The sequence below is a fragment of the Arthrobacter sp. B0490 genome (assembly GCF_002929355.1).
Taxonomy (GTDB): domain Bacteria; phylum Actinomycetota; class Actinomycetes; order Actinomycetales; family Micrococcaceae; genus Arthrobacter_D.
In genome coordinates this window covers 1-17,053 of record NZ_PJIR01000013.1, presented here as the reverse complement: position 1 = coordinate 17,053, position 17,053 = coordinate 1, and the positions used below count along the sequence as shown (strand labels likewise).

At 64.7% G+C, this 17,053-nt stretch carries 22 protein-coding genes; 11 read left to right on the top strand and 11 right to left on the bottom strand.

From position 1 onward, the window contains the following. The first annotated feature begins 111 nt into the window (after positions 1 to 111). Together CXQ97_RS20660 and CXQ97_RS15690 are read left to right on the top strand one after the other, a co-directional pair. Positions 112 to 210 (top strand): 2-dehydropantoate 2-reductase N-terminal domain-containing protein, encoded by a 99-nt coding sequence (locus CXQ97_RS20660; protein ID WP_368784507.1) that lies wholly within the window; start codon positions 112 to 114, stop codon positions 208 to 210. 189 nt (positions 211 to 399) lie between these two features. Next, on the top strand, positions 400 to 1,608 hold the full coding sequence (locus tag CXQ97_RS15690; protein ID WP_104181818.1) for a cysteine desulfurase-like protein: 1,209 nt from the start codon (positions 400 to 402) through the stop codon (positions 1,606 to 1,608). A 375-nt stretch (positions 1,609 to 1,983) separates the two neighbouring features. Here CXQ97_RS15690 and CXQ97_RS19950 read toward each other — a convergent pair whose 3' ends face one another. After that, complete coding sequence (locus tag CXQ97_RS19950) at positions 1,984 to 2,262, bottom strand: hypothetical protein (protein ID WP_181035110.1); 279 nt, start codon at positions 2,260 to 2,262, stop codon at positions 1,984 to 1,986. 242 nt (positions 2,263 to 2,504) lie between these two features. On the opposite strand from CXQ97_RS19950, the gene CXQ97_RS15680 reads away from it, so the two are divergent. Continuing rightward, positions 2,505 to 3,146, top strand: a complete 642-nt coding sequence (locus tag CXQ97_RS15680; protein WP_104181817.1) for a GNAT family N-acetyltransferase — start codon at positions 2,505 to 2,507, stop codon at positions 3,144 to 3,146. 137 nt (positions 3,147 to 3,283) lie between these two features. Here the strand turns inward: CXQ97_RS15680 and CXQ97_RS20395 are convergent, their stop codons facing one another. From CXQ97_RS20395 to CXQ97_RS15665, 4 genes are all read right to left on the bottom strand, one after another. Next, positions 3,284 to 3,418, bottom strand: coding sequence for a hypothetical protein (locus CXQ97_RS20395; protein WP_258062656.1), 135 nt, complete (start codon positions 3,416 to 3,418; stop codon positions 3,284 to 3,286). 20 nt (positions 3,419 to 3,438) lie between these two features. Then, positions 3,439 to 3,921 (bottom strand): hypothetical protein, encoded by a 483-nt coding sequence (locus tag CXQ97_RS15675; RefSeq protein ID WP_104181816.1) that lies wholly within the window; start codon positions 3,919 to 3,921, stop codon positions 3,439 to 3,441. A gap of 293 nt (positions 3,922 to 4,214) precedes the next feature. Next, entirely contained in the window at positions 4,215 to 4,391 is a 177-nt protein-coding gene (locus tag CXQ97_RS20655) for a tetratricopeptide repeat protein (RefSeq protein ID WP_368784511.1), read from the bottom strand. A gap of 30 nt (positions 4,392 to 4,421) precedes the next feature. Next, positions 4,422 to 4,955, bottom strand: a complete 534-nt coding sequence (locus CXQ97_RS15665; RefSeq protein WP_104181815.1) for a GNAT family N-acetyltransferase — start codon at positions 4,953 to 4,955, stop codon at positions 4,422 to 4,424. Between the two features lie 372 nt (positions 4,956 to 5,327). On the opposite strand from CXQ97_RS15665, the gene CXQ97_RS19600 reads away from it, so the two are divergent. From CXQ97_RS19600 to CXQ97_RS20590, 3 genes are all read left to right on the top strand, one after another. Then, positions 5,328 to 5,660, top strand: a complete 333-nt coding sequence (locus CXQ97_RS19600) for a hypothetical protein (protein ID WP_146069681.1) — start codon at positions 5,328 to 5,330, stop codon at positions 5,658 to 5,660. Between the two features lie 209 nt (positions 5,661 to 5,869). Then, entirely contained in the window at positions 5,870 to 6,565 is a 696-nt protein-coding gene (locus CXQ97_RS19945; RefSeq protein WP_219815444.1) for a hypothetical protein, read from the top strand. Positions 6,566 to 7,099: 534 nt separating this feature from the next. Next, complete coding sequence (locus tag CXQ97_RS20590; RefSeq protein ID WP_306740122.1) at positions 7,100 to 7,264, top strand: hypothetical protein; 165 nt, start codon at positions 7,100 to 7,102, stop codon at positions 7,262 to 7,264. A gap of 117 nt (positions 7,265 to 7,381) precedes the next feature. On the opposite strand, the gene CXQ97_RS15645 is transcribed toward CXQ97_RS20590, so the two are convergent. Beyond that, on the bottom strand, positions 7,382 to 8,566 hold the full coding sequence (locus CXQ97_RS15645; RefSeq protein ID WP_181035108.1) for an epoxide hydrolase family protein: 1,185 nt from the start codon (positions 8,564 to 8,566) through the stop codon (positions 7,382 to 7,384). A gap of 343 nt (positions 8,567 to 8,909) precedes the next feature. Here CXQ97_RS15645 and CXQ97_RS15640 point away from each other — a divergent pair, with 343 nt between their 5' ends. Continuing rightward, entirely contained in the window at positions 8,910 to 10,661 is a 1,752-nt protein-coding gene (locus CXQ97_RS15640) for an alkaline phosphatase D family protein (RefSeq protein WP_104181810.1), read from the top strand. An 863-nt stretch (positions 10,662 to 11,524) separates the two neighbouring features. Then, complete coding sequence (locus tag CXQ97_RS15635; protein ID WP_146069680.1) at positions 11,525 to 11,827, top strand: hypothetical protein; 303 nt, start codon at positions 11,525 to 11,527, stop codon at positions 11,825 to 11,827. Positions 11,828 to 12,166: 339 nt separating this feature from the next. Here CXQ97_RS15635 and CXQ97_RS15630 read toward each other — a convergent pair whose 3' ends face one another. Then, positions 12,167 to 12,400, bottom strand: coding sequence for a hypothetical protein (locus CXQ97_RS15630; protein WP_146069679.1), 234 nt, complete (start codon positions 12,398 to 12,400; stop codon positions 12,167 to 12,169). Between the two features lie 350 nt (positions 12,401 to 12,750). On the opposite strand from CXQ97_RS15630, the gene CXQ97_RS15625 reads away from it, so the two are divergent. The 3 genes from CXQ97_RS15625 to CXQ97_RS15620 all read left to right on the top strand — a co-directional run bounded on the left by CXQ97_RS15625 (position 12,751) and on the right by CXQ97_RS15620 (position 14,448). Then, positions 12,751 to 13,137 carry an STAS/SEC14 domain-containing protein gene (locus tag CXQ97_RS15625; protein ID WP_146069678.1) on the top strand — a complete coding sequence of 129 codons (387 nt, stop codon included), beginning with the start codon at positions 12,751 to 12,753 and terminating at the stop codon, positions 13,135 to 13,137. A gap of 17 nt (positions 13,138 to 13,154) precedes the next feature. Next, a complete protein-coding gene (locus tag CXQ97_RS19940) occupies positions 13,155 to 13,301 on the top strand; it encodes a hypothetical protein (protein WP_181035107.1) in 147 nt (48 codons plus the stop codon). 244 nt (positions 13,302 to 13,545) lie between these two features. Continuing rightward, positions 13,546 to 14,448, top strand: a complete 903-nt coding sequence (locus tag CXQ97_RS15620; protein ID WP_219815442.1) for a DUF4394 domain-containing protein — start codon at positions 13,546 to 13,548, stop codon at positions 14,446 to 14,448. Positions 14,449 to 14,600: 152 nt separating this feature from the next. On the opposite strand, the gene CXQ97_RS15615 is transcribed toward CXQ97_RS15620, so the two are convergent. The 4 genes from CXQ97_RS15615 to CXQ97_RS15600 all read right to left on the bottom strand — a co-directional run bounded on the left by CXQ97_RS15615 (position 14,601) and on the right by CXQ97_RS15600 (position 16,808). Then, positions 14,601 to 15,263: a GAP family protein gene (locus CXQ97_RS15615; protein WP_219815441.1), complete on the bottom strand. Its 663-nt coding sequence runs from the start codon at positions 15,261 to 15,263 to the stop codon at positions 14,601 to 14,603. Further along, the gene (locus tag CXQ97_RS15610; protein ID WP_104181803.1) at positions 15,260 to 15,769 is read right to left on the bottom strand and encodes a TetR/AcrR family transcriptional regulator; all 510 of its coding nucleotides are present in this window, start codon (positions 15,767 to 15,769) and stop codon (positions 15,260 to 15,262) included. Before CXQ97_RS15610 ends, CXQ97_RS15615 begins: the two co-directional genes overlap by 4 nt. Before the next feature lie 400 nt (positions 15,770 to 16,169). Continuing rightward, positions 16,170 to 16,400, bottom strand: a complete 231-nt coding sequence (locus CXQ97_RS15605) for a hypothetical protein (RefSeq protein WP_104181802.1) — start codon at positions 16,398 to 16,400, stop codon at positions 16,170 to 16,172. A 207-nt stretch (positions 16,401 to 16,607) separates the two neighbouring features. Further along, complete coding sequence (locus CXQ97_RS15600; protein ID WP_104181801.1) at positions 16,608 to 16,808, bottom strand: hypothetical protein; 201 nt, start codon at positions 16,806 to 16,808, stop codon at positions 16,608 to 16,610. Positions 16,809 to 17,053: the final 245 nt, after the last annotated feature.

Here is a 17,053-nt window from a genome sequence, read left to right as displayed (position 1 = left end):
GCCGATTCCTTCGGGGTTGCCGGGACGGGCAGGATGAGCTGAACTGCCCTGCTGACGCTGCGCACACTTTTGCGTGCCGAGGCCGCTCGTTGGGGAAAGGATGTAATCGCTGTGCGAATACTCGTTGTAGGGGCCGGTGCCACAGGCGGTGCTTTCGGGACCCGGCTGCAGGAAGCAGGACGGGACGTCACCTGCCTCGTCCGCGAATGAAAAGCCGTCACGGTGCGGGGGGACGGATTACGGTTCGTATCCCCCTGACGCGCGCCGAAGCCCTGCAACAATCTACTCCGCTCCTCGACCTGACACTCATCACGTTCCCAGCAAACCTCTCGAACTGATCCATCACAGTTCTTGCTCGCACTGTTTCCCGTATCGACGCTCACCTGAGAAAGTAACGACATGACCCTCGATCTCGCGGCCTTCCGTGCGCACTTCCCCGCCCTGCTCACCGGCACCGCATATTTCGACGGCCCCGGCGGAACGCAGACCCCCGCCGTCGTGGGAGCCGCGATAGCCGATGCCATCACCGGGCCGCTCTCCAACCGCGGCTTCGGTATGAGCTCGGAGAGCAACGCCGAATCGGCGGTCGGCGGATTCCGGGCAGCAATGGCCGACCTGCTGGGGGCGCATCCTCGCGGTGTCGTCTACGGACGAAGCGCCACGCAGCTCACCTATGACTTCTCCCGCCACCTCGCCAAGACCTGGCAGCCAGGTGACGAGGTCGTCGTGTCACGCCTGGATCATGACTCCAACATCCGCCCCTGGCTGCAAGCAGCCGACGCGGTCGGCGCCACCGTGCGCTGGATCGATTTCACCCCGGAGACCACGGAGATCGACGCAGCGTCCGTCGCGGCCGCGATCACCGAGCGCACGAAACTGGTAGCGATCACCGCCGCGTCGAACCTGCTCGGCACCAAACCTCAGGTGCGCCGCATCGCCGACGCCGCGCTCACCGTCGGCGCACTGGTCTACGTGGACGGGGTGCACTACACCGCTCATGCGGCGGTCGACGTGAAGGCGTTGGGAGCCGACTTCTTCGCCTGCTCTCCCTACAAATTCCTCGGGCCTCACTGCGGTGTACTCGTGGCCGACCCGGACCTGTTGGAATCACTGCGGCCGGACAAGCTGCTGCCGTCCACGAACGCGGTGCCTGAGCGGTTCGAGTTCGGCACCCTCCCGTACGAGATCATGGCCGGAGCCACGGCCGCCGTGGATTTCCTCGCCGCGATCGCGCCCGGCGCCGCAACCGACCGCCGCGCCCGCCTTCTCGCATCCGCTCACGTGGTCGATGAGTACGAGCACGCATTGCGCTCCCGCATCGAGGCAGGCCTGGCCGACCTGGGCGACGCCATCACGCTGCACTCCAAAGCCCAGGATCGGACACCGACCCTGCTGGTGACATTCCCGGGCCGGTCCTCCACGAAGGCCTACCGGTTCCTTGCGGAACGGAACATTCTCGCGCCGGCCGGCTCCTTCTACACGTACGAAGCCTTCCGTCGCCTCAATCTCGAGGACAGCGCCGCCCTCAGGATCGGCTTGGCGCCGTACAACAACGACGACGACGTCGACCGCCTCCTGGCCGCGCTCGGCGACTTCGTCACTTCGTAGCGCGGAATAAGAGTCCTCGCGGTGCACGGGTTGTGCGCCGCTGCCAGCCGTGGCGGAATCGTACGAGCGTGAGGCCGGTCAGCGCAGCGATGCGGCAAGTCCCTGCGATGCCGACTGTCGAGGAAGCCCAGCACTGGCTGGCCCCTGTACCGCTCCCCCACGCCACCGGCAGCGCTCGACGCTCTCCTCGAGAAACCTGCACAGGGTGAACTGCGCCGGTGTGGAGCACCCACGCGGGAAGCCGTGGAACTGGTGATCCGGCTGGACCGTTCCTTTTACCCGTTGTCTCACGACGGGCCAGTGAATTCTTGGGGCCGAGCCGGTTCGCGTGGCAGGTGAGTACGATATGGTCCTGGTGAAGTATGCGGCGGCGGTTCAGAAGCGAGCCTGGTCGTTTCCCTGTTTTGTTCTGGTGATAGGCGCCTCATGCACACACGTCTTACCCCGTCCGAGCCCTTCCCCGAGGACCTCACAGCACTTGAGCTTCCCGAGGTTCAAGTCCTTCACAGTAAGCTCCAGCGCGAGCTCTCCTCCGGATACGTCGCGGAGGGGGAACCTGACCCGGAAACGTCGTTTCGCAACGAGGAACTGACCACGGAACTCGACCGCCGCGATGCGGTAGAAGCGGGCACACCAGCGGCTCCCCTGCTGCACGCCGTCCAACTTCCGGTTGACACCGCTCTTCCAGCCCGACTGCAGTGACGCAGCACCACTGCAGGCGAAGGCAGCGGGAGGAAGCCGTGCACCTCTGAGGTTGCAACCTCAAGGATGAAAGCCTCACTGCTGTCCTGGCATGGTGTCGGGATGTGATGTCTTTCCTGGCGGGTAACCGCTAGTCTCATCAAGACACCGGGGTCTAGACGCAGGCCAGGTCTCTGACGAACACAGGAACAGCCATGACCGAACTCTTGCACCCTGCCCAAGCCATTCCCGCCCACCCGGCTACGCCCCGAACCTCTCAAGCGGACCATCGCTTCACGGCGTCAACGGAGACGCCGAACGACACGCTGGCCTCCGAGGTACGGCCCGTGGCCCAGGACCCTGGAAGCGCCGTCTTTCTTGATGAACTCTCCGCCCAGGAGATACAGGGGTTGTCGACCAGGCACCTACGGGTTCTGGCAGACCGCGCCTACCAGTTGATGGACACCGACTACCCACCCGCCGGCGCAGTGAGCGGCTACCGGATGATCGTCGACGAACTCGATGGCCGAGCCCAACACGCAGCGCGCCGTGGTCCCGTCCACCAGCTCAGGGAGACATTCCACGACAACCAGCTATATGGTCGCTTCGAGCTGCTCATCGACGGCAGCCTCGCCGTCTACATCAAATACACGATGACCGGCTGCCAGGTCGTCCTCACCGACGGCGTTGAACACCCCGGATTCCGCGACCAAGGCATGGACGCCATCCTGATGCGTCACATCGTCCTCAACGCCCACAAGCGACGCCTGAGTCTCATACCGCAGTGTCCGATGGCCTTCTCCTTCCTCGCCGACCACCCCCAATACCAGACCCTCACCGCGCGTCCCGCCCTCTAGGACACCCGCAAGCGGCACGCACAAGGCCCTCCCAAGCACGAGCCGCGAGGTCAGGGGGCCGAAATTCGTCGGGCCCCCTGCCTTGGACGGCGTCGGATCGTCCCCTCATTCGGCCCGCTGGACGTTGCCGGTAAGCATCAGGAGGAATGCCCCGCCGATTCCTTCAGCTCCTGGCACAGGTCGACCACATCCCTGGTGGTGTCCTTCAGGACCTCGGTCGATTCTGGTTCGACAGCGGCCACATCCTCCGTGAGAACGGTCGTGATGATCACCTTGCCGTCCTCGAAGTAGCTCAGTTCGGGGAAGCCCGCTGCGGCCAGCGCCGCAGCATCGGTCTCACTGATCGGATAGACGATGGAGGGCCCCCAATCCTCTCCTCAATGGTCAACCCGTCCGCCGAGATGTACACGTTGCCCGGTCCGGAATTATCGACCTCGTCAAGAAAGCCTCCGTGCGGGAGATCACCGCCGGGTTCCGCGATCACATCCGTGGTCATGTCACCCCGGACCTTGATCACGGTGGTCCCGTCACGCTTCACCCGAACCTTCTCGTACAGGTCCTGAACGTCTCCGGCCCTCAGGGTGATCGTGGTGCCGCACGCCGGAAACACGACATCCTCGTAGTAGGTTGCGGGCGCTGGCTGGTACCCGTCGGTTTCCGCGGGCGGCCACGGTGCGGGAGTGTCCTCCTCGGAGGCCGTGGCGGCCGACGCCGATCCGACGACAAGGGACAGCGTGGAAAGAAGGGAAAAGCACAGCTTGTTCCGATTGTTCATTTCAGGCTTCTGAGTTCGGCAGGAGTACGGTTGCCGCGGATCCTGCCCGAATAAGCGTTGGATGCCGTGAAGGCGACGGGTCCGCTGACAGGACCGGCATCGCCGTGTCCGTCAGCTCGGGCGCACATCGCGAAAACCTACGCCCGCTCTTTTGGGCTGTCAATAGAAGGCAACGCCGGGATGGCTACCACACACAAGGGGGTCGCCCGCCCGCAGAAGCTGGAACAACGGCCTTGAGGGTCGTTACCGCGGCCCCTGAACAGCAGGAACCATGCCTGACCGGGACGACGCGGTCATAGGTTCCTGACAGTATCTGGCAGTTCTGGTGCGTAGGCGCGGAGGGATCGCTTGTCACCATCGAGCGTCGGTATGAGGGCCAGCAGCGCGGTTCTCGACGCCTCTCCGTACCCTCCTTCGTCACGCAGTGCTATAGCGAGGAATGCTTGGCGGGCCTCATAGAAACGATCGATCTTCGGCTGCCACGCTATGTCTGCATTCCATCAGCTTGGCATGTCACCGTCATCCGTCCATGCTGAGCGGCAGATACTGAATTGCACGTAGTAGCTCTCCCTGCCCAGGAACTCGCCAGGCCCGCCCCTCCCCGTTTCCTCCATCCCGATGGCGCGCAGGATCCGAACCGATGCAGTGTTGGCGGCCAGCGCTTCCGCCCAGATGCGCTCCACCCCCAGTGCCTCGAACCCGTACGCAAGACCGGCTTCGGCCGCGCACCGCCCCAACCCCTGCCCCCAGCGGTGCGAGGGACCGATCACGAACCCGAGCTCCTTCTCGCCCAGGTCCGAGCCGTGCAGATCCACGTACCCGACCAGCTCACCGACAGTGGGGTCTTCGACTGCCATCCGGACCAGCCCAGCAGGTGGATCCTCGACCTGCTGCAACCAAAAGCCGTACAGGGCGGCCGAAGACGTGACAGTCCACCCGGTGTGCTGGCGGAAAGAACGATCTCCACCCCACCCGCTGAAGACAGGTGCGTCCTCGCATCGCAGAGGCCGTAGACGCAATGAAGTCCGGTTCACATCCTCAACCTATCGGCCGGCCGAAGCCCTCGAGCCCCAGCTTCGAACGGGTCGCACAGCAATCTTGCGTCAATGCTGGGGTAGAAGGAGTGCAAGACGCTGGTCCGGAGTCCATACGTAGTCGTCATCGCAGCAATAGCCTCGTAACCAGATCTGCCCGTCCACGACACGAAGGTAGAACCCTTTGGGGTAGTCGACGTCCTCGCTCACGGGCTCGGACGCGATGTGAATCGCTCCCCTCGGAGCCCGACCTGCGGACAGAACCGAGTCCGGCGCAACGGCCTGGCTCATCAACGCCAACCGCAGAAAGGGACCAGTCACCAGGGGGCAGAGATCGAAGCCCTGGCTCCTTGCAGCCGCGAAGACCTGCGCTTGGACAGCACCCTCCTCGAACCCGAGTTCAACCACCGTGCGCTCCACGATCCGGAGCGTCTGACCCTCTGGACCATCGAATGCGGGATGAGCAAGCAGTGTCCGAGCATGAACATTCAATTGCACGCCGGCATCGCGCAAAGCCTCGACGATCGCGCTTCGCGGCTGCCCGCCCACCTGAACTACGAGACCCTCGATATCGGCTGTACCCATCATCAGGCCATCCTCCCTTACCGTGCTGCCCCGAACACCTCGCCAGCCTTTGAAGGGAGACTCGGGAGGATGGCTGCATCAAAAGACACATGGCTATTTTTGTTGACATCTCACTCATGAAAGGACAAGTCTGACCTTGTTGCCCCAGACCCCGGCACACAGCCGTTAGCACCGTGCCACGAGGGAGTGCCATGAGGCAGACACATCAGAACCCCGCCGCTTCGACGCTTCGTCGCGACGCCCTCCCGCCACCAGACCAGGCCCCCTCTCCCCATCCGCAGGACACATCGGACAGTCCGGCCCTGGGGGACCTGAGTGATCGTCAGGCGGTGATTGCCGTGATGGCCGGAGGTGGCCTCGCCAACAAAGACATCGCCCTCGTGCTGTCCCTCCCGCTACGCACGGTCGAAGAGGATCTGCAGCGGGCGATGAAGATCCTCGGTCTGACGCACACACACGACCTTTCCGACGTCGTCGTTGCGGCGCATTACAACCGCACCTCACCCACCTCCAAAACCCAATCCGCCCATCGGGCAGAGGACACTCCCTATCAAAGAAAGGATGCGCTCGACGGTCATGCTTCCTCGCCCCTCGGAGTGAGGCATACGTCCCGGAGCATCGCCCCTGAAGTTGCCAGCATCGTCCCCTCCAGCAGCATCACTGCCAAGCCTCCTGGCGTCTCCGTGAACGCGTTGGTGCTCCTCGACGCAGCCGAGGCCGCGCGCGAGCACACCTATCCCCGATTCGAAACGGTCTGCTTCCTGCGTCCCTCCAACGCCAGTTACCTCGAAGCTACGGACATGCTCCGCAGCGCCCAGCACGAAGTGGAGTCGGAGCACCTCCACGGCGCCGAGTACGTCCTTGGAGTGGAGGTGTGGGGGGATGAAACACACGGGATTCATGAGTACCGCGGACAACGCGTGGACCTCGTCGGCGGTAAGGACACCATCTACTGGTACCGAGTGACCATAGCCAACCACCCACCAACCGAGGATCCACCGACCAAAACCACCTCACATAGGTAGCCCAGGGGGCGCCGAGTTCTTCGGCCAATTCCATGCAGCGCAGGCGGGCCGGGGAGATGTCGTAGGGCATTCTTCCGACGGCCTCTAGGGGGCTCGTGGACCTCTGTCCCCCACGGGGGCCCGGGCCGGCTACGTCCTTGCCTTCGTCAGCGGTCACGGGGCGAATGACCCCCGAGGGGTCGAAGAGCGATGACTGCTAATGGGATCCTTGAACGAGACAGCGTCTGAGCCGCGCCGAGCGACCAGATCCCCGCATGTCCTGCGTTGCGGCTGGCACACTGGCCGCATGGCCTTCGAACGATTTCCGATCCGAAGACTGACAGAGCATCCCTCGAACGTCCTGGACCGACGGATCTGGCCGGCGACGCTGGCGCCCGTAGCGACGATTCTTGATCATTCCTCGAACTCGTGGTCGATCGGTTTCGTGGATCGGGATTGTGGGTCCTCGACGAGCCAGAATCAGCATTGTCCTTCTCGGGTTGCCTGGCGTTGCTCGGCGTACTGAAAGAACTCGTGGCGTCAGGGAGATCCCAGGTGATCCTCTCGACGCACTCACCCCTCCTGGCCGCCCTGCCGAATGCTCAGATCTTCGAAGTAGGCAGCTGGGGCCTACGTACTCGACAGTGGGAGGATCTCGACCTCGTCACGAGCTGGCAGGCCTTCCTCACCTCGCCCGAGCGCTACCTCAGACATCTCTAGTCAACCCACCGACGACGCAACGATTGCCCGCAGGCTTCCCGGAGGGGCGCGTCCACCAGTCCTGATCGGGCGTTCAGAACTCGTCGGTACCGCCGAGCCGGCGAAGGGGCGTTGCCCTCAGAAGGTGATGAATGCGCTACGAACCATATCCGTGTAGTCATCCGTGACCTCGAGGCTGGGGAAGTGTCCCCCTGCTTCGCGGGTTTCCCAGCTGTACAGATTTCGGTACCGTTCCCGGACCCAGGAGGCGGGAAGCTTCTCGATGTCGTGCGGGAAGACGGAGACAGCCGTGGGTACCAGAACCGGTCGGAGGTCGCGGGATCGCTGATATGACTCCCAGTAGAGTCGGGCTGCAGAGGCTCCAGAGGCACTGAACCAGTACAGGCAGAGGTTATCGAGCAACCGGTCACGGGACATCGGAGCAAGCGCTGGGTCGCGCCATGATTCGAACTTGTCCAGGATCCACGCCGCGAGGCCGACGGGTGAGTCGACCAGCGCGTAGCCGATTGTCTGTGGGCGGGTTGCCTGTTGATGGGCATAGGCAGAGCCGGCGCTCGCGAATCGCCTTGAGTCCTCAAGCCATTGCTTCTCTTGAGATGAGAGTCTCTGCTCCTCCTCGGCGTTCCACCACTGTGGTTCGCGAACTTGCGGGAGCGTCGTGTGGAGGGCGACCAGCTGTGTCGGGTGCTGGACTGCGAGCTCGGTGAGGATGACCGCACCCCAGTCTCCGCCCTGGGCGAAGTAACGTTCGTATCCGAGGCCGGTCATCAGGGCTGCCAGGAGATCCGCGATTCGCTCGACTCCCATGCCCGCATCGGTGGGTTTGCTGCTGAAGCCGTATCCCGGCAACGAAGGTATGACGAGATGGAACGCGGGCTGGTGATCGTCGGCCGGTTCGGCAAGGTCCCGAGCTACGTCGAGGAACTCCACGATACTTCCGGGCCAGCCGTGGCATAGCAGCAGGGCCTTCGCGTCAGGCCGTGGGGAGCGCACGTGCAGGAAGTGGAGGGTCACTCCGTCCACGACCGCCGTGTATTGGCCGAGGTTCTCCAGCTCACGCTCGAGGCGGGACCACTCGTAATCGGTGCGCCAATAATGGATGAGATCCCGCATCACGTCGACTGGGACACCTTGCCCCCAGACGTCCGACCCTGAACGTTCGGACGGAGATGGTTCGGGAAGGCGCGCCTCCTCGAGCCTCTTGAGAAGGGCTATGACGTCCTGTGGTGTTACCGGCAAACTGAACGGTCGGATTGAGCCCGACTCGACAGACAAGGCTTGTTCGTGTGATTCGATCGTCAATGGGATTCTTCGCGTTTCTTGGGGATCGGGCTTGCGTCATGGGCAGCAAGGAACTCGAAGCTCTGCTGGGGTGATTGTCCAAGCAGTCACCGTGAGCAGAAACCACGAGCAGTACCCAAGCCTACGTCGGCCGAGATTCCGGGGACTTCTCCTCGCCCCGCTCGGCACCTATGACGCCGCGACCTCGCTCGCATCCTCGGCCAGGTCAGCGCACACCTCCGAGCAGCCCCGTCGACGATGCACGCAAGGACTGGCGCGAGGAAGCGATCGGCGATTCCGACGCCGAAGGCAAATTCGTCGACATCGCCCTGCGGGCCGAAGGGTATAAGGGTAGAACATACCTATGACACCAACTCCCCTGGTCCTTGGCCCCATCCTTCGGTACGTCGACGAAACCTCGGCGAGTATCTGGGTGGAGGTCGGCACCTCGGCACGCGTCGCCGTCCGGGCCGCCCAGCGATCCTGGGAAGCACGCACTTTCGCGGTCCACGGGCACCATTACGCGCTCGTCGAGGTGGACGGACTCGAGCCGGGAAGCGTCACCTCCTACACGGTGGAGATCGACGGACACCAGGCCTGGCCCGACCCGGGATCGGTTCCCGAATTCCCGCCGTCGAGCATTGCGACACGCACCCCGGGGAAGCCACTGCGACTGGCCTTCGGGTCCTGCCGCACAAGCGTCCCTCACACCAAGGAGGGCAATCGGACCCACGGCATCGATGCCATGCGTGCGTATGCGCTCAACCGGACGAAGGACGACAGCTCACCGCGGCCGGACCTCCTTCTTTTCCTCGGCGACCAGGTCTACGCCGATTCCACCAGTGAGGAGATGCAGCAGTTCATCCGCGGGCGGAGGGACATCGAGGACGAGCCCGGCGCAGAGCTGAAGGACTACGAGGAGTACGCCCACCTGTACAACCTGGCCTGGTCCGACAGTGCCAACCGCTGGTTGCTGTCCACCCTTCCCAGTGCCATGATCTTCGACGACCACGACATCCGCGACGATTGGAACGCCTCCACCTCCTGGAAGCAGGAAATGGAGGCCACCTCCTGGTGGCAGGACCGGATCGTCGCGGGCCTGGCCTCTTACTGGGTGTACCAGCACCTCGGCAACATGTCGCCGGACCAGCGCGCCGAGGACCGCATCTGGCAACGGATCGTCAACCATCACGACGCCGTCGAGCTCGACCTGAGCGAGGAGCTCGACGACTTCGCCGACCGGGCGGACAAGGATCCGGCCAGCTACCGCTGGAGCTACTGCCGCGACTTCGATGACACGCGCCTGATCGTCGTCGACTCCCGCGTGTCCCGCGTGCTGACACCCGACGCGCGCGCCCTGCTCAGCGAGGAGGAGACGGCATGGCTGGATTCCAGGATGGTGGGCGGCTTCCGGCACCTGCTGGTGGGAACCTCGCTGCCGTTCCTCCTGCCGCTGGGGCTGCATCACATCGAGTCGTGGGACGAGGCCCTCGCCCAGGGTGCCTGGGGCGCGCGGGGCGCGCGACTGGGTGAGAAGCTGCGGCAGGGCATGGATCTGGAACACTGGGCCGCCTTCCAGAACAGCTTCCGTGCCGTGGCCCTCATGGCGACGGACGTGGCGGACGGTAACCGGGGTCCGGCACCGGAGACGGTGACCTTCCTGTCGGGAGACGTCCACTTCTCGTACGTCGCGGAAGTGGACAGGACGTCGGGAAGCCGTATCCTCCAGGTGGTCTGCTCCCCGATCCGCAATCCGCTGCCGCGGCTCCTGCGCTCCTCCACAGCCATCCTCTCCTACGCCGTAGCGGCACCTCTCGGGGCCCTCGTGGCGCGCTCCGTGAAGGTTCCCAACCCTCCGTTCCGTTGGCGGAACATCAGGGGACCGTGGTTCGACAACAACCTCGCGTCGCTCGAGGACACCGCGGACGGGCTCACGCTGTCGTGGCAATCAGGGACGGTGGACGGCGACGACCATCTCCACCCCCGGCTCAGGGAGGTTGCGGCCATGACAGTGCCGCGGCGTGGGTCCGGGAAGGTGCCGGGAGGGGATGCTGTGCCCGAGGCAGCGCTCTCGACCTCCAAGGGCGCTCGGGCACGGAGAGGACGGCGACAGTAGGCGATGCCTTCAGCGCCGTGTCCGGACGGTTCCAATGGCGTCGGCGATGACGGAGTCGACTGGGCCTCTTCCAGCGCCCGGCCTCGGCCTGCATCCAGGCGCCTGACCCGCCGAACTCCCCAAAGGAGCAGCCGAAGAAGTCAGCCACGAACGTATGCATACCGGTCGGGTCCGCGGCCCCCACGAGGCCAGCCCACTGGGCGGACGAGTGTCGTGACGAAAATTCTGCACCGGGACAGCGAGGCTTGCTGGTCGACGGCTCGATGGACGTACGGCGACAGAGCCTCTGTCATGGTGGCGGCCAGGATCGCATGACCCTCATCCTTGTGGTGTAGCCGGCAGTCGTCGGCGTCCAGGTATGGCAGGCCATCCTCTCCTAGAATGCGCATTCACCGTGGAGGCCGAAGAGGTTCCGGCCCTTCGGTGGGGCATCTGGGGTGGGTTCTCGGTTCGGTCTGAACCTGCGGCGTTCCGCCGGTCCGCCCCTTCCTCGAGTGCTCACTCGAGACGGACCTCCCGGGTCATGGTCCCTGCCCCAGGCACTCCACCACGGTGCACACGGATGCTCGGCTTCGAGGCACTGGCGCCGACGTATTCTGGCGCGTCCTTCAGCCCGTCGCGCTGAAGGACGCTTTGCTGCCACAGCGTAGGCCTGCTGAACGGTCGTCGCGCTCCTCTCCGGCCGGCCGGCCGCGTTCCTCGCTGCACGAGCAAGCATCCCCGGGGTGGAGCTCCATAGTTCCAACGGTCTCGAACATCCGACCGGAAACGGCATCGAGGTCGTGCCGGAAGCCCGGGAATGGATGAGGGCTGTTGCATATGGGCTGCGCCACGAGCCCGGGAAATTCGTGGAGGAGCTTCGGATGCCTTTGGAACAGGACAAGGGCACCGCTCTTCGGCGGATCATCAGCACGAGGAACCTTCAAACTGTCGCGTATGCAGGTGATGGCCGAGGAGATCTGCCGGCCTTCGAAGCGGCGACCGCAAGAGGTGGGTACTCGCTCGTCATCGATGGGCCCGACACTGCCCCGGAGGTCAGCAGGATCATCGGCGCCCACTTCAACGGTCCCGAAGACTTCCAGTCCTGGTTGCGCCAGCTCGACAACGCCCTGCCCCAGCACCCGACGTCCGCGAAGGCATCGTCTGGTGGGCAGCGAAGGAGTTGATTAGCGGGGTAGCGAGTCTGGGTTGCGCGTGATGATCACCGGGGAGCCACCGCGGGGCCCTGACGAGGCCGAGCGCGAACGGGAGAAGAACCGGGCTCGGTGGGTATGGGATGAAGGACTGTCGGCAGTGTCCCGCCGCTGAGTGCGCCCAATAAGATGCCGGTGCTGAAGGCGGAGTTGACGACGGCGGGACCAATAGATGCCCCGCCTTGCCCAACTCGCCCCTGCAGCACCGTCGAGGACGCCAAGCACACGCTGACCCTCACGCTCACGCAGCGATGGGGATCAGCCGATCAGTCGAGGTTCCGGGGCGCTACGCAACCCTGACGACGCGCTGGACTAGCGGCGGGTGCGCAGCCGGGCATATCTCCCCATGAGGTCGTTGAGGGCAAGCGTCGTGACGATGATCGACACCGCGACGCCTGCGAGCATCACGTACAGCCCCACCAGTAGTGTCATAGGGGAACTGGTGTCGGCGAGGAAGCGGATACCGCCGACAGCTCCAACAGCCCAGAACACGGCCACAGCGACCAGCGCCAGCATCGATGGCAGAGCCGCCCTATCGTGAGTCAACCGCCGCATGTCACGTCCCCCAATAACCCCATCAGCACCATGCTTCAAGTGTCCGACCTATCAGGCACGGGAGTCGACGGGGACATGTCTCGACTGGGTCACAATCTGATCGCGCAAGCCAGGTCAGACAGGGCTGGGGACGACGCGTGCTGAGAGTAGTCCGGAGTCGATGCGGACAACCTGCGGATAAATTGTCGGTGCTCGGGGTGAAGGAGAGCCCTGCCGTTCCGTAGGCTTTGTAGCTCCGGGCCATCAGTACCGGATGAGATGAGTCTCGATGAGGCACGCTCTCAGCGAAGAAGGACCAGGGGTGTGAGTCCGGTTTTGATTCCGTGCGGTAGTCGGTGCAGGTGAAGGTTCCTGCGGCCGACGGCAAGGCGACCCTCAACCTGCTCGGTCCTCGCCTGCTTCGTTTGACCTGGACTCCCGGGACAGAGGTACAGGAAGCCGATGCGAGGGATGTCCTCGAGAAAAGCCTCCTGCTGGTCCACCATGTCCCCTACGCCATTCTGGTGGACATGCGCGAGATCAGGATCATTACCGTCGGCGCCCGGGCAGCCTACGGGTCCGAGGAGATGGTCCTGGCTGCCGCGATGCTCGGGCACACGCCTGTCGACCGGGTGATAGCCGCCTCCGTGCAGCACTCCGTCCACAAGGTCCAGTTCTTCACTGACGAGTCAGCCGCCCTGGACTGGCTGACGCGTTACCTTCCCGCCTCACAACTGCACCCCGTGTAGCTTTCCGGCAGAGGGACGTGGCCGCGCTGTTCGTCCGCATCCAGAAAACGGTCACTTCGATCAAGGGGACGGTGACGATGAGCAGCAAGGGACCGCGGCCCACCCTCGAAGCGTTCACCGCAGCATCGCATGACGGGGTGCTGCGGATCGAATGGCACGGGTGACACCGACACCGACGCCGTCCCGCTCGTCGAACGAGCCGATGCCATCAGCGAGGACGTTGGCTCGCCGATATTGGCCGAGCTCGACGGAATGGTGACGCTGACCCGGACGGATCTTCACTGGTTCGCGGAGAACCTGAACCGCTGGCCCCTGACGTTCCAGCGCTTTGAACGCAACACCGACGCACCGCGTATACCCCTCCGAGTCGACCGATCTTCGGCGACCGTCAATTCCGAGGAGAACACGATGAACAGGACCTTCAAGCTGGCGGTCGCGGCTATCGCCGTGACCGGGGTCATGGCCGTAGCACCTGCCGTGACCACTGCCGTGACCGTGGCGCCCGCCGTGGCCGACGGTGGATCCAACGGCAAATCCAACGGCGGTGACCGGTCACGCGCCGCCAAGCTGCGGGTCATCGGCCTGGCCGACGCCGGCACCAAGCTCGTGCAGTTCGACGCCAACAAGCCCGGCAAAGTGCGCAGCAGCATCGGTGTAGGCGGCCTGACGGGCGGCGACACCCGCCTCATCGGCATCGACTACCGGGTCCAGGACGGCAACCTCTACGGCGTCGGCAACAACACGGCGAGCGCCGGGGTCTACCTGATCAACCCGGACACGGGGGTGGCCACCCAAGTCACCCGGTTGACCGTTCCACTGAGCGGCACGACGTTCGGGGTGGACTTCAACCCTGCAGCCAACGCGCTGCGAGTCGTCAGCGACAGCGGCCAGAACCTGCGCCAGCCGTTCGCCTCCGCAGGCGCGGCAACCGTCGCCGATGGCACGCTGAGCTATGCACCGCCGGCGATCGCTACCGGCGTCAACGGGGCGGCCTACACCAACAACGACCTCGACCCGAACACGGCGACCACCCTCTACGACCTGGACACCGCCCTCGACCAGATTGCCCTTCAGTCGCCGGCCAATGCGGGCTCGCTGGCAGCCACCGGCAAGCTCGCCGTCGACGCGACCGGCGACACAGGCTTCGACATCTACTCCACCATCCGCGACGGAAGCACCGTCGAGGTGATGGGCTTCGCGACCATCAACGGATCGCTGTACGAGATCGCCCTGTTCAACGGCAAGGCCACCTCACTCGGAACCATCGGCGTCCCGGTCACAGACCTCGCCATTCCGCTGAATCAACTCTGACCGGCAGCTTCGGCACCCCCGGTCGGAGCAACAGCCGGCCGACGTACCTACGACGCGTCGGCCGGCTCGGTCTTGTCGCCAGGAGGACTCAGCCCACATTCCAGCATCTGTCCCATTGTGGAATCGTTGAACGGATACCTGCGGTTGTGCCCTCAGGGCCACACGGCGATGGTCAGTACGCCGAGACCCAGGAGCATGAGGGTCACGGCCGCAGGAACGGAGCGTTTGGCGGTGCCGGCGGCGAAGCGATCGTAGACCTTCTGCAGGCGCAGGCGGACCCGGTCGCCGTGAGCGACACCCAGGGCGAGCAGGATCAGGCACGGAATGCAGTAGATGACCGCGTATCCGATCAGGGCGAGTAGTCCGGTTCCGGGTGTGATGTTCGCATCGATCATGCGTTCGATGGCGATGAAGTACGGGAAGGCGTTGGGCAGGTCCGCTCCCGTGACGAGGACGCCGAGGGGAAGGGCGGTCCCTACGCCGAACCATGCGGGCAGGCCGATGCCCTTTCTCTCGCGATCCTTCAAGCGATGGACGGCGGCCTTGAAAAGAGTGATGGCGGCGATCAGGAATACGATGCGCCGCAGCCAGACGAGTCCACCACTGACCGTTTCTGCTGCAGCCCCGGCGCCCAGGAAGATGCCGGCACCCAGGACGAAGACGGTACTGAACGCCCCGAGGACGAAGGACATGGCCGAAGCGACCCGATGTCGGGGCACGGTGAGGAGGATGAGGGTGATCGTCACGATCGTCGCAGGGTTCAGGCTGTCGGCCAGTGCGAGCCCGAGGATCGCCCCCAGCAGACCGGCGCTCATCGCGTGTGCTGCTTCGCGTCCAGCCATCCGAGGACGGCCTCGAGCGAGGGGAGGGCGTCCCCGGTCAGAGTATTCATGACGAGACCGTCCCCCAGGAGCCGGACGACCGACCCGGCGACGGGATCACCCAATTCCTCGGCCAGCAGGCGTTCCCACCTGGTGGATGCCTCGGCCGACCGGCGGAGGAGCTCGGAGGTGTCCGCCCCTCCCTCGTTGAGGGACATCAGCAGGGCCCGATACAGATCCGCCTCCTCCCGTGACATGGAGACCTCCAACCAGGTCCGGACGACGCCGCCGGTGGCCACGGCCGCATCGAGGGCTTGATCCATGGACTCGATGGCCTGTTCTGCGAGACCGGCAAGAAGCGCCGCCCTCGTTCCGAAATGGTGAGTGAAGCCCCCCTTGGAAACTCCGGCCGCCGAGGCGATCACGTCCATCGAGGGCACGGACCCCGTGTCGATGGCGAGCCGGCGGGCTGTATCGAGGATGCGTGCTCTAGCAGTCATGTAGAAACGATAGCAGAGAACAGACCGACTAGTCGGTCTGTGACGAGGGACTGGAAGTCAGCAGACATCGCCTGCTGAAATGCCAGGGTCCGGCCTTGAGCGAGATATCTCCTGATCCGGTCGCGTCGGCCCCTCCCCGTGGGACCTGCCCGAGATGCTCCCCGTAACAGGACGACCGCACCACGGCCTGCATCCCGCAACCGTCGGGTTGCACCACAGCGTGTGGACGCCCGGCGATGGATGACCACCCGCTTCGGTTCCGCCCATTCCTACGACTCGGAGCGATCTGTGCCGCCGCCGGGACCCGGGCCAGATCCGCCGGGCTTGCCCTGGACCGACGCGCTGAGCGGCGGGGTGACGACTGGCTTCGTTCGGCGACGTTGGGGCCGAGTGCCCTGTCCTATGTGGTGCTACGAGCGGTCAGGACTTCGCCTCTCTTGACCTTGAGGAAGAGCATCTCCTCGGGGGACAACCGGTGCTCACCGTGCTCGTTGAGACTGAGGGTTCGACCCGTGCCGGTCTGCGCCTGGTTGACATATGTCCGGGGCAGGAACGTAGTCCCGGGATTGTGCAGAAGCCACTGCTGGATGTCGGTGTCGAGCGTGGTCCACAAAGCGCTGATGCTGGTCATGATGGGTGTCCTCCGAGTCGGGGTTGTGCTGGCGGCCACGCCGTACGGCGTGGACCTCAGGTCCCGCTTCATGCAACCCTGTGCCGGCCCGGGGCAGTAGAGCACAACGTCCCGACGGTGCCGATAGCAAATGGTCAGGGCCTGTCGTCCGGGCAGCCGGGGTTCATTCGCACCGCTATCGGTCGGCACACGACGAGGACGTTCCCCCTAACCGTGGTGCAGCACGGCGTCGACCGTCGGTGTGGCCAGGCAGGAGGTCCAGGGCACGCTCGATGACGCGGTCGCTCCCGGGGAATCCGTCGACCGCCACCAGGACGTCGCCCCGGCGGGCCGATCGTCGCGGATGACCGCGATGGGGCACGACGCGGTGGCGGCCAGATGCAGGCTGGCCGCCCCTCGTCCGATCATCTCCGGACGCGGAATGAGCGGGATCCCTCCTCGGCCCGTGATGGGAAGGGGACATTGGGCCCTGCCGTGAGGGAGAGGGACCGGTCATGCTGATGGTTGGCGTCGACAGTCGCCAGGTCTCGGTGGACAAGGGAAAGTGCGGGGTCGCCAGCGATGTGGATCAGCAGCTGAAGGACGTCACGGTGTTCATCCTCGATGACCACGAACTGGTCCGGCGGGGCTTACGGGAACTGCTGGAGGCCGAA